The sequence below is a fragment of the Pseudoduganella sp. jia 12 genome (assembly GCF_055502675.1).
The window spans coordinates 24,407-38,008 of record NZ_JBUXKP010000003.1 but is presented as its reverse complement, the minus strand read 5'-3'; the positions used below and the strand labels follow the sequence as shown (position 1 = coordinate 38,008).

10 protein-coding genes are annotated in these 13,602 nt (G+C 67.0%); all 10 read left to right on the top strand.

The window, feature by feature from the left end; genetic code table 11:
- Positions 1–15 precede the first annotated feature (15 nt).
- Positions 16–1,209 carry a CobW family GTP-binding protein gene (locus ACY65G_RS06260; protein WP_464996503.1) on the top strand — a complete coding sequence of 398 codons (1,194 nt, stop codon included), beginning with the start codon at positions 16–18 and terminating at the stop codon, positions 1,207–1,209.
- Positions 1,210–2,880, top strand: coding sequence for an ABC transporter ATP-binding protein (locus ACY65G_RS06255; protein ID WP_464996502.1), 1,671 nt, complete (start codon positions 1,210–1,212; stop codon positions 2,878–2,880). It begins immediately after the preceding gene.
- The gene (locus ACY65G_RS06250; RefSeq protein ID WP_464997051.1) at positions 2,873–3,961 is read left to right on the top strand and encodes an ABC transporter permease; all 1,089 of its coding nucleotides are present in this window, start codon (positions 2,873–2,875) and stop codon (positions 3,959–3,961) included. Before ACY65G_RS06255 ends, ACY65G_RS06250 begins: the two co-directional genes overlap by 8 nt.
- Positions 3,946–4,878: an ABC transporter permease gene (locus ACY65G_RS06245; protein WP_464996501.1), complete on the top strand. Its 933-nt coding sequence runs from the start codon at positions 3,946–3,948 to the stop codon at positions 4,876–4,878. The genes ACY65G_RS06250 and ACY65G_RS06245 overlap by 16 nt, the downstream gene beginning before the upstream one ends.
- Before the next feature lie 25 nt (positions 4,879–4,903).
- Entirely contained in the window at positions 4,904–6,037 is a 1,134-nt protein-coding gene (locus ACY65G_RS06240) for a BMP family ABC transporter substrate-binding protein (RefSeq protein ID WP_464996500.1), read from the top strand.
- A gap of 17 nt (positions 6,038–6,054) precedes the next feature.
- Positions 6,055–7,479, top strand: coding sequence for an amidohydrolase family protein (locus ACY65G_RS06235; RefSeq protein WP_464996499.1), 1,425 nt, complete (start codon positions 6,055–6,057; stop codon positions 7,477–7,479).
- Positions 7,480–7,791: 312 nt separating this feature from the next.
- Positions 7,792–8,724, top strand: coding sequence for an amidohydrolase family protein (locus ACY65G_RS06230; RefSeq protein ID WP_464996498.1), 933 nt, complete (start codon positions 7,792–7,794; stop codon positions 8,722–8,724).
- Positions 8,725–8,749: 25 nt separating this feature from the next.
- The gene (locus ACY65G_RS06225; RefSeq protein WP_464996497.1) at positions 8,750–9,664 is read left to right on the top strand and encodes an amidohydrolase family protein; all 915 of its coding nucleotides are present in this window, start codon (positions 8,750–8,752) and stop codon (positions 9,662–9,664) included.
- 81 nt (positions 9,665–9,745) lie between these two features.
- The gene (locus tag ACY65G_RS06220; protein ID WP_464996496.1) at positions 9,746–11,110 is read left to right on the top strand and encodes a UbiD family decarboxylase; all 1,365 of its coding nucleotides are present in this window, start codon (positions 9,746–9,748) and stop codon (positions 11,108–11,110) included.
- A 255-nt stretch (positions 11,111–11,365) separates the two neighbouring features.
- Entirely contained in the window at positions 11,366–12,637 is a 1,272-nt protein-coding gene (locus ACY65G_RS06215; RefSeq protein ID WP_464996495.1) for a glucan 1,4-alpha-maltotetraohydrolase domain-containing protein, read from the top strand.
- Positions 12,638–13,602 lie beyond the last annotated feature (965 nt).

Below are 13,602 nucleotides of genomic sequence, written 5' to 3'. Positions count from 1 at the left end.
CAACACGGAGACAATATGAATCAAACAACAATGATGCATGAAACCGGCGCGGCAGGAACCATCCCGGTGACGATCCTGACGGGCTTCCTCGGCGCGGGCAAGACCACGCTGCTGAACCACATCCTCACGGCGCAGCACGGCATGCGCATCGCCGTGATCGAGAACGAATTCGGCGCGGTGGACGTGGATTCCGACCTGGTCCTGGCCTCCAGCGAGGAAATCTTCCAGATGACGAACGGCTGCATCTGCTGCGTCGTCGACGTGCGCAAGGATCTCGTGCGCATCCTGCAGGCGCTGCTGGCGCGGCCGGAACAGTTCGACCACATCATCGTCGAGACCAGCGGCCTGGCCGACCCCACGCCGGTCGCGGCCACCTTCTTCATGGACAACGACGTGGCGCGCCGGCTGCGGCTGGACGGCGTGGTGACGCTGGTCGACGCGCTGCACATCGAAGGCCACCTGGACGATCCGGCGCTCGCCGGCATGGACAACCAGGCCGTCGACCAGATCGTCGCGGCCGACCGCGTCATCATCAACAAGACCGACCTGGTCGAACCCGCCAAAGCACGGGCGCTGGAAGAACGGATGCGCGCCATCAACCAGGGCGCCCGCATCCTGTACTCGTGCCATGCGCAGGTGGACCTGGGACAGGTGCTCGGCATCGGCGGCTTCGATTCCGGCGCCGCGCTGGTCGATCCGCATTTCCTCGACGAGCATGAAGCTCACGTACCTGACCACGCACATGCCCACGTCCATGCATGCGGTGGCGACGAATGCGATCACGCGTCCCATGCCCATGCCCATGCGCACGGCTCTCACGCCGATATCCCGGCGGGCGTTTGCGAGACCCCCGGCAACGGCGCCGCGGCGCACGGCCATTCCCACGATCCGTCGGTGGAGTCGGTCTCGCTGACGTTCGCCGCGCCATTCGACCGGCGCCTGCTCGATGCCTGGCTCGCACAGCTGCTGCAGGCGCAGGGCGACGACCTGTTCCGCCTGAAGGGCATCCTGGCGATCGCCGGCGACGGCCGCCGCCACGTACTGCAGGCCGTGCACCGCGTACTGGACCTGCGTCCGGCCGACACGTGGCCCGCCGGCGGGTCGCGCGTGAGCAAGCTGGTCTTCATCGGCCGCAATCTCGATCGCGACACGCTGAAGTCCGGCCTCGACTGGTGCCTGGCCATGCCCGCAACCGCCGTGGAGGCCTGAATGACCGATCTCATGGCGCAGGGCGTTGCCCGGCTGGCGCTCCGGGGCATACGCAAGGTCTACCCGTCCGTGGTGGCCAACGACGGCATCGACCTGCAGGTCATGCCCGGTGAAATACACGCCGTGCTGGGCGAGAACGGCGCGGGCAAGTCCACGCTGATGAAGATCATCTACGGCGTCACGCAGGCCACCGAGGGCGAGATCGCCTGGGAAGGGCAGCCGGTGCGGGTGATGAGCCCCGCGCATGCCCGCAGCCTGGGCATCGGCATGGTGTTCCAGCACTTCTCGCTGTTCGAGACGCTGACCGTCGTGGAAAACGTGGCGCTGTCGCTGCCGGGCAAGCCGGACCTGGACGACCTGGCCTCCCGCATCCGCGCCGTCTCGATGCGCTACGGCCTGCCGGTCGACCCGTGCCGCCTGGCCCACGGCCTGTCCGTCGGCGAACGGCAGCGGGTGGAAATCATCCGCTGCCTGCTGCAGAACCCGAAACTGCTGATCATGGATGAACCGACGTCGGTGCTGACGCCGCAGGCGGTGCGCACGCTGTTCACCACGCTGCGCCAGCTGGCGGCCGAGGGCTGCAGCATCCTTTACATCAGCCACAAGCTCGACGAGATCCGCGAGCTGTGCCACGGCGCCACCGTGCTCCGGGCCGGCAAGGTCACGGGCGCCTGCATCCCGGCCGAGGAAACGCTGGCATCGCTGGCGCGGCTGATGATCGGCAAGGAACTGCCCAAGTGCACGCGGGGCGCCGCCCGGGAGGATGGTGAAACAAGGTTGGCCGTGCAGGGCCTGTCGCAGCAATCGCCCGATCCGTTCGGCGTGGCCCTGCGGGACATCCGGCTCGACGTGCGGGCCGGCGAGATCGTCGGCATCGCGGGGGTGTCCGGCAATGGCCAGCAGGAGCTGCTGTACGCGCTGTCGGGCGAGGCGCCGCTGGAAGCGCGGGAAGCCATCCGCATCTGCGGCACCGCCGCGGGGCACCTGTCGCCGGGCCGGCGCCGCGCACTCGGCCTGTGCTTCGTGCCGGAGGAACGGCTGGGGCGGGGCGCGGTGCCGCGCATGTCGCTGGCCCGCAACGGCCTGCTGACGGCCTACGGCAGCGGCCTGCTGAAGTTCGGCCTCGTGCGCATCCAGGCCATGCACGAGCTGGCGCGCCACTGCATCGAGAAGTACAACGTCAAGTGCGGCGGTCCGGAATCGCAGGCCCGCTCGCTGTCGGGCGGCAACCTGCAAAAGTTCATCGTCGGGCGCGAGATCATGCAATGTCCGAAAATCCTCATCGTGGCGCAACCCACGTGGGGCGTGGACGTGGGCGCGGCCGCCTTCATCCGCCAGGCGCTGCTGGACCTGCGCAGCAACGGCACGGCCGTGCTGGTGATTTCCGAGGAACTCGACGAGCTGTTCGAGATCACGGACCGTATCGCCGTCATCGCCGGCGGCCGCCTGTCACCTGCCACGCCCACCCGCGACACGAGCGTCGAGGAAGTGGGCCTGCGCATGAGCGGGGTATGGCATGACGACGGCAACGTGTCCGATGCGGTCGATGCGGGCGGAGACTGTCCGGACGATACATCGGACGATACGCCGTCGGCGGGCGACCTGGAACCGTGGGCCCATCGTGCAACCGGCGCGGCCTGCTCGCACAAGGGGCACAGCCATGTTGCTTAAACTGGAACCGCGCCCCAGCGCATCGGCCACCATGCGCTACGTGTCGCCGCTGGCCGCGGTGGCGCTCACGCTGTTCGCCAGCCTGTTCCTGTTCGCCGCGCTGGGCAAGGATCCGTTCACCGCCTTCCGGGTGTTCTTCCTCAACCCGCTGCGCGACATGCACGCGCTGACCGAGCTGCTGCTCAAGGCAACGCCGCTGATGCTGATCGGCATCGGCCTCGCCGTGGGCTACCGCGCCAACGTGTGGAACATCGGCGCCGAAGGGCAGTTCGTCATGGGCGCCATCGCGGCCACCGGCTTGGCCCTGCAGGCGGGCGACGGCGGCCCGTGGACGTGGGCGCTGATGCTGGTGGCCGGCGCCTTCGGCGGCAGCATGTGGGCGGCCGTGCCGGCCCTGCTGCGCACCCGCTGGCGGGCCAACGAGATCCTCGTCACGCTGATGATGGTCTACATCGCGCAGTTCGCCGCCTCGTGGCTGGTGCACGGGCCATGGAAGAATCCGGACGGGTTCAACTTCCCGCAGACGCGCATGTTCGCCGATGCCGCGCTGCTGCCCATCCTCGTCGAGGGCACGCGCCTGAACGCGGCGTTCCTCGTGGCGCTGGCCACGCTGGGGGTGGGTTACGTGTTCCTCGAACGCAGCTTCTATGGCTACCAGATGCAGGTGGCCGGCGAGGCCGACGCGGCGGCGCGCTACGCCGGCTATTCCGCCAGCCGGGCCATCTGGATCGGCATGCTGGCCGGCGGCGGCATGGCGGGCGTGGCCGGGGTGGCCGAAGTGGCCGGCCCGATGGGCCAGCTGACGGAGTCCATCTCCAGCGGCTACGGCTTCGCCGCCATCATCGTCGCCTTCGTCGGGCGGCTGCACCCGGTGGGCATCTGCCTGGCGAGCCTGCTGATGGCGCTGCTGTTCCTGGGCGGAGAACAGGCGCAGCAGTTCATCAACCTGCCATCGTCGATCTCGAAGGTGTTCCAGGGATTGCTGCTGTTCTTCCTGCTCGGCGCGGACCTGTTCATCGGCTACCGCATCCGTTTCGATCGCACCGTCAACCCGGGGAAACTGCCATGGAAAACCACCTGATCGCCTCGATGCTGGCCGCCACCATCGTCTCCGGCACGCCGCTGATCCTCGTCGCCATGGGCGAACTGGTGACGGAGAAGGCCGGGGTGCTGAACCTGGGCGCCGAAGGCATGATGTCCATCGGCGCCGTGACGGCCTTCGCCGTGGCGCTGTCAGGCGGCGGCCCCGTGCTGGCCGTGCTGGCCGGCATGGCGGCGGCCTGCGTGATGGCGCTGGCGTTCGGCTTCCTCACGCTGACGATGATGGCCAACCAGGTGGCTTCCGGCCTGGCGCTCGCGCTGTTCGGCGTGGGGCTGGCCGCCTTCATCGGCAAGCCGTTCGAGTCCACGCCCTTGCCGATGATCGCCCCCGTGCCGGTACCGCTGCTCGAGCACATTCCCGTGCTCGGCCCCGCGCTGTTCAACCAGCAGGCGATGGTGTACCTGTCCTGGGCGATCGTGGCGGCGGTGCTGTATTTCCTGTACCGCAGCCGCTGGGGGCTGGTGCTGCGCGCGGTGGGCGAATCGCCGTCGTCGGCCCATGCCGTGGGCTACCGCGTCATCACGCTGCGCTATGCCGCCGTGGCGTTCGGCGGCGCCATGGCCGGCATGGGCGGCGCGTTCATCTCGGTGTTCTACACACCGCTGTGGGCGGAAGGCATGGTCGCCGGAAGGGGCTGGATCGCGCTGGCGCTGGTGGTGTTCGCCACCTGGCGGCCGCTGCGCGTCGTGCTGGGCGCCTACCTGTTCGGCGGCGTGATGATCGCCCAGCTGTTCGTCCAGGGCTCCGGTGTACAGCTCGACATGCCGGCGCAGCTGATGTCCTCGCTGCCGTACATGGCCACCATCGCCGTGCTGGTCCTCATTTCACGCAATGCCCACACCATCAGGCTGCATTCGCCCGCATCGCTGGGGCAGCCATTCCGGCCCGACGCCTGAATCACGACAATAAAGGAGACGCAACATGCCATACGATTCGCGCAAGGATGTTCCCGAGAATGGAAGTCGACCCGCACGGCTGGCCGCCATGGCGGCGCTGCCGGTCCTGCTGGCCATGTCGGCCGGCGCGGCCACCGCGAGCACCGCCACGCCCGCCACGCCCATGAAAACCTGCTTCCTGTACTCGAACCCCATCGGCGAGAGCGGCTGGACCTACCAGCACGAGCAGGCGCGCAAGGCCATCGCCACGAGCATGGCGGGCAAGGTCACGACGAAGTACGTGGAAAACGTGGCCGAAGGGCCCGACGCCGAACGGGTGATCCGCAACTTCGTGCAGGAAGGCTGCAAGCTGATCTTCACCCCCTCGTTCGGCTTCATGGAACCGACCATCAAGGTGGCGCGCCAGGCGCCGAAGGTGATCTTCATGAACGGCACCGGCTACCGCACGGCGCCCAACGTGGGGGCCTACAACGCCCGCTACTACGAGGGCCGCTACCTGGAAGGCGTGCTGGCCGGGCACCTCAGCAAGAAGGGGCTGGCCGGCTATGTCAGCGCCTTCCCGATTCCCGAGGTGCTGCAGGGCCTGAACGCGTTCACGCTGGGCATGCGCAGCGTGAACCCGAATGCCCAGGTCAAGCTGATCTGGGTGAACGCCTGGTACGACCCGGGCAAGGAACGCGCCGCCGCCAACACGCTGCTCACGCTGGGCGTGGACCTGCTGACGTACGACACGTCGTCCGTGGCGGTGGTGACGGCCGGGGAGGAAAAGGGCGTTCCCACGGTGGGCTACTACTCCGACATGAGCCGCTTCGGCCCGAAGACCAACCTGACCTCGGTGGTGCAGACGTGGACAGGTTTTTATACCAAGACGATCGAGGACGTGCTGGCCGGCCGCTGGAAGGCGGCGCACACGGTGGGCGGCCTGCGCGAGGGCATGATCAGGATGGCCCCGCTCAACGCTTCCGTGCCGGCCGACGTGCGGGAAAAGTTCGCCGCCGCCGAGAAGGACATCACCGAAGGCAGGCTGCACCCGTTCGCGGGCCCGATCCTCGACCAGTCCGGCAAGCAGCGCGTGGCCGCGGGCCAGGTGCTGGGCGCCGCGGAGCTGGACAAGATGAATTTCCTCGTCAACGGCATCGACGGCACGCCACCCAAATAGACCAGACAGGATCGACCATGAGCAACAAATTACTGATCAGGGATGCCCACAGCATCCTTACCGGCGCCCGCGGCGACGCGGCGCGCAGCACGGCCACCGATGTGCGCATCGCGGACGGCGTCATCACGGAAATGGGCCGCGCGCTGGAACGCCAGCCGGACGAACGGGTGCTCGACGCGCGCGACTGCGTGATCTATCCGGGCTGGGTGAACACCCACCACCACCTGTTCCAGTCGCTGCTGAAGGGCGTGCCGGCCGGGATCAACCTGACACTGAGCCCGTGGCTGCAGGCGGTGCCGTTCATCTACCGGCGCGCCTTCGACGAAGACCGGCTGCGGCTGGCGGCAAGGATCGGCATCGTCGAGCTGATGATGTCGGGCTGCACGACGATCGCCGACCACCACTACATCTACCACCCGGACCTGGGCTACGACCCGTCGGCCGCGCTGTTCGAGGAGGCGGACAAGCTGGGCGTGCGCTTCATGCTGCAGCGGGGCGGCGGCACGGTGACCCGCAAGCTGGAAGCGGATGCCAGCACCTACGTGCCGCCGGAAACGCTGGACGGCATGGTGGCCGACGTGGAGCGCATCGCCGGGCGCTACCACCAGGTCGGACCCCGACCGCGCACCCGCGTGGCGCTGGCACCCACCACCGCCACGGTCTCGGTGGCGCGGGGCGAGTTGCGCGAAATCGCCCGCGCCGCCCGCCGCATGGGCGTGCCGCTGCACACGCACATGTCGGAGACGGTCAGTTTCATGGAGCACTGCAGCGCCGAATTCGGCTGCCTGCCCATCGAATTCCTGGCCGAGCACGAGTGGCTGGGGCCGGACGTGTCGCTGGCGCACCTGACCCACCTGGCCGATGCGGAACTGCGGCTGCTGGCGCAGACGGGCACCGGCATGGCGCACTGCCCGCAAAGCAATGCGCGCCTGGCCGATGGCGTGGCGCGGGCGCCGGCGCTGCACCGGCTGGGAGGCGCGGTGTCGATCGGCGTGGACGGCGCCGCGTCCAACGAGGCGGCCGACATGCTCAGCGAAGTGCACTTCTGCTGGCTGATGCACCGGGCCCACGCGGGCGCCGCCACGCGCCCGCGGCCGGTGGGTGATGGCGAAGCCGGGGCCGACACCGTGTCGGTCGAGCAGGTCGTGAACTGGGCCAGCGAGGGCGGCGCGCGCGTGCTGGGCTTCGATGGCGTGGGCACGGTGGCGGTGGGGCAGGCGGCGGACCTGGCGGTCTACGACCTCGACGCGCCCCGTTACTTCGGGCTGCACGACATGGCGATCGGCCCCGTGGTGGCGGCCGGCAGGCCCCGGCTGAAATGGCTGCTGGGGGCAGGGCGGGTGCTGGTGGAGGACGACGCCATTCCCGGCCTGGACATGGCGCAGCTGCGTGCCGAAGCCAGCGCCGACGTGCTGCGCCTGGCGCGGACGATCGGGCAGTGACCGGCGCGGCGCGGCAACCGTAGCGACATACAAGGCAATGAAGCAGTAAAGCAGTCACGCGGTAAAGCAATCAGGCAGCAAGCAGTAAAGCGGCAAAGCAGTAAAACAAATCAGCAGTACCAGTAGTGGGTAGAAGCGTTCAACCGGTGCACCTGGCGATGCAGGGCCAGCGACCCGGTGGGAGATTGCTCACTGGCGGAGGAACCGCCAGCGGCCATTCGTCCCATGAATGCGCCCCTGGCAATTCTCCAGTTAAGCGAGGCGTGGATTACCAAGACCGCCTTTTACCTGAAGCAATTGTGAGGAGATCCCATGATCATCGACACCAGCTGTTATCCGACCAACCTGGTCGACCTGGCCTGGCGCCACGATGGCGACCCATTCAGCGGCGAACGCCTGATCCGCATGATGGACGGCCCGTACATCATCAACGGCAAGCCGCGCCGCATCGACAAGGCGTTCATCCAGCCGCCCCAGGGCAATACCATCTACACATACACGGACGGCGAGAAATCCGGCACGGAATCGATCGATGCCTACATGGCCTACACGCTGGAGATGGTGCGCAAGTACCCGGACCGCCTGATCGGCTGCTTCGTCTACAACCCGCGCTGCGGCGTGCAGAACGGCGTGGGCGCCATTGAGCGCTATGTGCGCGAGTACGGTTTCAAGATGGTGCAGTTCCAGGCCAATATGCACGCCTACCGGCCCGACCGCGCGCTCGACTGGCTGCGCCCCGCGCTGGAGAAATGCGCGGAACTGGGCGTGCTGGTCAAGCTGCACACGGGCGACGGCCCGTACAGCATCCCGACCGAGTGGGTGCCGATGATCAAGGAGTTCCCGACCGTGAACTTCATCATGGCGCACTTCGGCGTGCAGACGGGCGGCGTGTACTGCTTCGAGCCGTTCCAGCTGGCGATGGACTTGCCGAACGTGTATTGCGAATCGGGCTGGTGCCTGCAGTCGCGCATCGTCGAATTCGCCAAGGTGCTGCCGAAGCACAAGATCCTGTATGGCTCCGACACGCCGCCGAACGAACCGGGCATGTGGCTGCGCCTGCTCGAGGTGCTGTGCTTCGAACCGCCGCAGGGCCTGAACCTGGACGAGGACACGCTCGAGGACTACCTCGGCAACAACGTCGCGCGCATGGTCGGCCTGGAACCGAGCCCGCCGCCGCGCACCGTGGCCGAAGCCCAGGCGCGCCTCGACATCGGACACCCCATCACGCGCATCAACGACCGTTGAGCGGCCAACATCACAGGAATTTGACATGATCATCGATACCCACCTGCACCCCACCAACCTGGTCGACGAGGCATGGCGCCACACGGGCGAACCCTTTACCGGCGAACGCCTGCTGAAGATGATGGACGGCCCCTACATGATCAACGGCAAGCCGCGCCGCATCGACATGGGCTTCATCCAGCCGCCGCCCGGCAACACGGGCTACCGCGACGGCAACCGGCGCGGCCGCGACGGCATCCGCGACTACATGGCCTACATCGCGGAACTGTGCCAGAAGTACCCGGACCGCTTCATCGGCAACTTCACGTTCAATCCGCGCTGGGGCCCGGAAGAGGGCGCGCTGGAGCTGGAGTACCACGTGAAGGAATACGGCTTCAAGATGCTCAAGCTGCACGCCAACATGCACGGTTACCGGCCCGACCGCGCCCTCGATTGGCTGCGCCCCGCGATGAAGATGTGCGCCAAACACAACGTGGTGGTGCTGATCCACACGGGCGACGGGCCGTACACGATACCGACGATGTTCTACCCGATCATCCGCGAATTCCCGATGGTGAACTTCATCATCGGCCACTTCGGTATCCAGACGGGCGGCAACTACTCGTTCGAGGCGTTCTGGATGGCGATGGACACGCCCAACGTGGTGTGCGAATCCGGCTGGTGCTTCCAGTCGCGTATCGTGGAATTCGCCAGGCAACTGCCGCGCAACAAGATCGTGTTCGGCACCGATTCGCCGCCGAATGAACCGGGCATGTGGCTGCGCGAACTCGAAGTGCTGTGCTCCGAGCCGCCGCACGGCATGGGGCTGGACGAGGATGGGCTGGAAGACTACATGGGCAACAACATCGCCCGCCTTTGCGGCATCGAGACGACGCCGCCGCCACGCACGCTGGAAGAGGCGCAGCTGCGGCTGACCGATACCTATGCGGGTCTGAGGTAAGCGCCGGCAGGCAGCAAGCAGCAACCGAAGGCGGCGCGCCCGGCAAGGGCGCGCCGCCGCAACCAATGAAAGAGGGCAGACATGATCCCCCAGGACTTCCATCAATTCCTCAGCCATTACCGCGAACTGTACCCGCAGGACGTGCTGGCCGTGCGCGAGGAGCTGGCCGGCGGCGAAGACGTCACCGCGCTGGTATGGCAGCTTGCCGCGCAGGACCGGCATCCGCTGCTCGTGTGCGAACGCGTGCGCGGCATCGACACGGCGCTGGTCACCAACATCTTTGCATCGCGCGAGCGGGTCGGGCGCATGCTCGGCGTGCCGGCCGCGCAGATCCATGCCGAATACCAAACGCGCAGCCTCAGGCTGGTGCCGCCGCTGCTGGTCGACAGCGGCCCGGTCACGGACAGCGTGCAGGAAAGCGGCATCGACCTGCGCAGCGTGCCCGTCGTGCAGCACTTCGCCACCGACCGCGGGCCGTACATCACCAACGCCATTCTCGTGGCCGAGCATCCCGATACGGGCGTGGGCAATATGAGCTATCACCGCTCCACGCTGCACAGCCCCACCGAGATCGCCACCAGCCTGCATTCGCGCGGCCACCTGTGGCGGCTGCTGCAGATCGCGCGCGAGCGGGGCAGGCCGCTGCCGGTGGCGATGGTGATCGGTGCGCACCCGCTGTTCATGCTGGCGGGGGCCGCGCGCCTGCCGTTCGGCGTCGACGAGCGCCACGTGGCCGGTGGCCTGCTGGGCGCGCCGCTGCAGGCCGTGCGCACGCCGAAGTACGGCATCGCGGTGCCGGCCCACGCCGAGTTCGTGCTGGAAGGCGTGATCGATCCGGAGGCACATGTGCCGGAAGGGCCGTTCGGCGAATTTTCCGGCTACTCGTCGGACCGTTCCACGAACAACCTGCTGCGCGTCGAGTCGATCCTGCGCCGGCGCGACGCGGTGCTGGTCGATGTGGTGGGCGGCAATTCGGCCGAACACCTGAACCTGGGCCGCATCCCGCGCGAATCGGAGATGGTGGAAAAGCTGCGCGAACGCTTTCCCGGCGTGACGGCGGTGCATTACCCCAGTTCCGGCACCCACTTCCATGCCTATGTGGCGGTGCGCCAGAGCCGCCCGGGCGAGGCACGCCAGGTCATGCTCGGCCTGCTGGGCTGGGATCCCTACCTGAAGACGGTGGTCGCGGTGGACGACGACGTGGACATCACGCGCGACAGCGAGGTGCTGTGGGCGATGGCCACGCACATGCAGCCGCACCGCGATGTCGTGATCGTCGACGGCCTGCCCGGCAGCGCGCTCGACCCGTCGGCGTCGGGCATCGGCACGACCTCGCGCATGGGCCTGGACGCCACGCGGGGACCGGACTTCGATGGCACCCGCGTGCGCATCGCGCCCGACGCGATGGCGCGGGCCGCCGCCGTGCTGGCCCGGACACTTGCCTGACGGTCCTGCGCGGCCGGATCGCGGGCTGGCAGCGTTCATGACCGCATATCACAAACTCGTCAGGAAAAATGTATGTAAACTACATCGCTAACCAAGAATACCGTTGACATGCCTCCTCTATTGCTGAAGACTGCGTTTACCGCAGATACAAGATCCTATCACTGGACTACAAGCGGTATGTAGTCAGACTACTCGCCTGCCGCGTGCGGGCATGTCCGGCGCGGGCAGGTCTGATCATTCTTGGAGGAGATACCAATGAAGAAACGCATCGTTACCACCATCGTGGCGGCGGGCCTGATGGCGGCCATGGCCCACGCAGGAGCGGCAACGCCGAAGCAGCAGGCCGGTGGCAGCAAGGCCATCCTGCTGCAGGGGTTCCACTGGCATTCGGCCGGCTACACGCGGCCGGACTGGTACAACACACTGTCGGACCGTGTCGACGACGTGGCTGCGCTGGGCATCACGCACGTGTGGTTCCCGCCGCCATCCGATTCCAGCGCGAAGGAGGGCTACCTGCCGCGCCAGCTCAATTCACTGATGTCCGCCTATGGCAGCCCGGCCGAGCTGACGGGCGTGGTGGGCGCGTTCAAGAGCCGCGGCATCCAGTCGATCGCCGACATCGTCGTCAACCACCGCGTGGGCACGAACGGCTGGTCCGACTTCACCAATCCTACCTGGACCACGCACGCGGTCGTCAATGGCGACGAGTGCAACTGCGGCCTGGGCAGTGCCGACACGGGCGACGGCTTCAACGCGGGGCGCGACCTCGATCACACCAACGTGGCCCAGACGCAGAACGGCATCATCACGTGGCTGAACGGCCCGATCAAGCAGGCTGGTTTCACGGGCCTGCGCTTCGACTACGTAAAGGGCTTCAACGCTTCGTACGCCGGCAAGTATGCGAACGCGTTCGCGCCGGACTTCTGCGTGGGCGAACTGTGGGGCGATTTCAATCCCAACGACATGAATGCCCACCGCCAGTCGATCATGAACTGGATCGACGGCACGGGTTCGTCATGCGGCGCGTTCGACTTCACCACGAAGGCGATCCTGAACGACGCGCTGGCCAACGGCAATTACTGGCGCCTGAAGGACAGCGCCGGCAAGCCGCAGGGCGCGATCGGCTGGTGGCCAGCGATGTCGGTCACCTTCGTGGACAACCACGACACGGGGCCGGCGGAAAGCTGCGGCACGGGCCAGAACCACTGGCCGGTGCCGTGCGGCAGCGTGATGGAAGGCTATGCCTACGTGCTGTCGCACCCGGGCATTCCGACGGTGTTCTACCCGCACGTGTATGACTGGAACCTGAGGGCGCCGATCGCCGCGCTGATCAACGCGCGCAAGGCGGCCGGCGTGCACTCGACGTCGGCGGTGACGATCCAGCAGGCGACGCAGGGCCTGTATGCGGCCATCGTCACCGGCACGTCGCGCCAGCTGGCCATGAAGATCGGGCCGAACAGCTGGAGCCCGGGCAGCGGCTGGACGCTGCAGGCGTCCGGCACCAACTACGCTGTCTGGATGAAGTAGTTTGGCGCTGTCAGCGTTAGCTATGTGAGGTCGGGGAAGGCAGAGCTTTTCGCCAACCCGACCTGGAATTGTTGTTTATGGCGACGCTGACAATCAGCCAGCCGGCTCGATGCGGCAGGGTTGTCGCATCGAGCACCCGCAGCCAGCAGGTGTAATTGGCCAGGTAACGGCTGGCCATGCCGTTGAAGCGGCCATGCCAGCCGTTCACCTTATCGAGTTGAATCGTGCCGCGTTTCCGAGACCGGCGCACGTTGATCGCTTCGTGCGGGATCCGGTGCTGCGCGCAAAAGCATCGTAGGCCTTGGCCCTATCGCTGATCAGCAAGACATCGGGACCCCGCACGGGCGCCAAGGTGCAGTGCCAACTGGCTTGCGCGGACCGGCCCGCGGCCCGCGGCCCGCGGCGAATTCACGCGTCGTCTTGCTCCTGTCGCGTGCGATGAGGATGCAACCAAGCTCCCTGCTGATGCCGCGCCGAGTGGCCTTGTCGCCGCGCCGCCGGACCGGGCGATCCAGGTGGCGCGAGCCCTTTTGCCATTCGCGACCATAGGGCGGAGCAGGGGTTTCGACGAGCACTGTTCGCTGCCTACGTAGCGGTGCTCGCTTGCAAGCGAGCATTCTTCTTCATCGGCTTCGGCCATGCCCGGCACGATTGCCGGCCGCTCGCGCCGTACCCCGGGATTAAAACCAAAGCCTGCGCGGGGAGCGCCCAGTGGCCGCCAGGTAGGCGGCGACTGACAGCCTCGGTCCTGCAATGCATCCCATAGTCTGGCAAGGGAAAGGCCCGAGCAGTAGCGAGTGGTGCGCACTCGACCGCGGCGCAATGCCGGGAATGGAAAGTAGCGGCTGCGCCAGCAACCCGGATATCATTTAGCGTCCTCGGAAGGGTGCCGATACCATCGATTAGCGCAACTGCAGGAAATTATGTGCGACTGGAGAAGGGAGGGCCCGTGACCTTGCCTTTTA

Bases quoted from the DNA above. Each gene is read 5' to 3' on its own strand.
- ACY65G_RS06260 (WP_464996503.1), top strand. From the start codon at position 16: ATGAATCAAACAACAATGATGCATGAAACCGGCGCGGCAGGAACCATC.
- ACY65G_RS06255 (WP_464996502.1), top strand. From the start codon at position 1,210: ATGACCGATCTCATGGCGCAGGGCGTTGCCCGGCTGGCGCTCCGGGGC.
- ACY65G_RS06245 (WP_464996501.1), top strand. From the start codon at position 3,946: ATGGAAAACCACCTGATCGCCTCGATGCTGGCCGCCACCATCGTCTCC.
- ACY65G_RS06240 (WP_464996500.1), top strand. From the start codon at position 4,904: ATGCCATACGATTCGCGCAAGGATGTTCCCGAGAATGGAAGTCGACCC.
- ACY65G_RS06235 (WP_464996499.1), top strand. From the start codon at position 6,055: ATGAGCAACAAATTACTGATCAGGGATGCCCACAGCATCCTTACCGGC.
- ACY65G_RS06230 (WP_464996498.1), top strand. From the start codon at position 7,792: ATGATCATCGACACCAGCTGTTATCCGACCAACCTGGTCGACCTGGCC.
- ACY65G_RS06225 (WP_464996497.1), top strand. From the start codon at position 8,750: ATGATCATCGATACCCACCTGCACCCCACCAACCTGGTCGACGAGGCA.
- ACY65G_RS06220 (WP_464996496.1), top strand. From the start codon at position 9,746: ATGATCCCCCAGGACTTCCATCAATTCCTCAGCCATTACCGCGAACTG.
- ACY65G_RS06215 (WP_464996495.1), top strand. From the start codon at position 11,366: ATGAAGAAACGCATCGTTACCACCATCGTGGCGGCGGGCCTGATGGCG.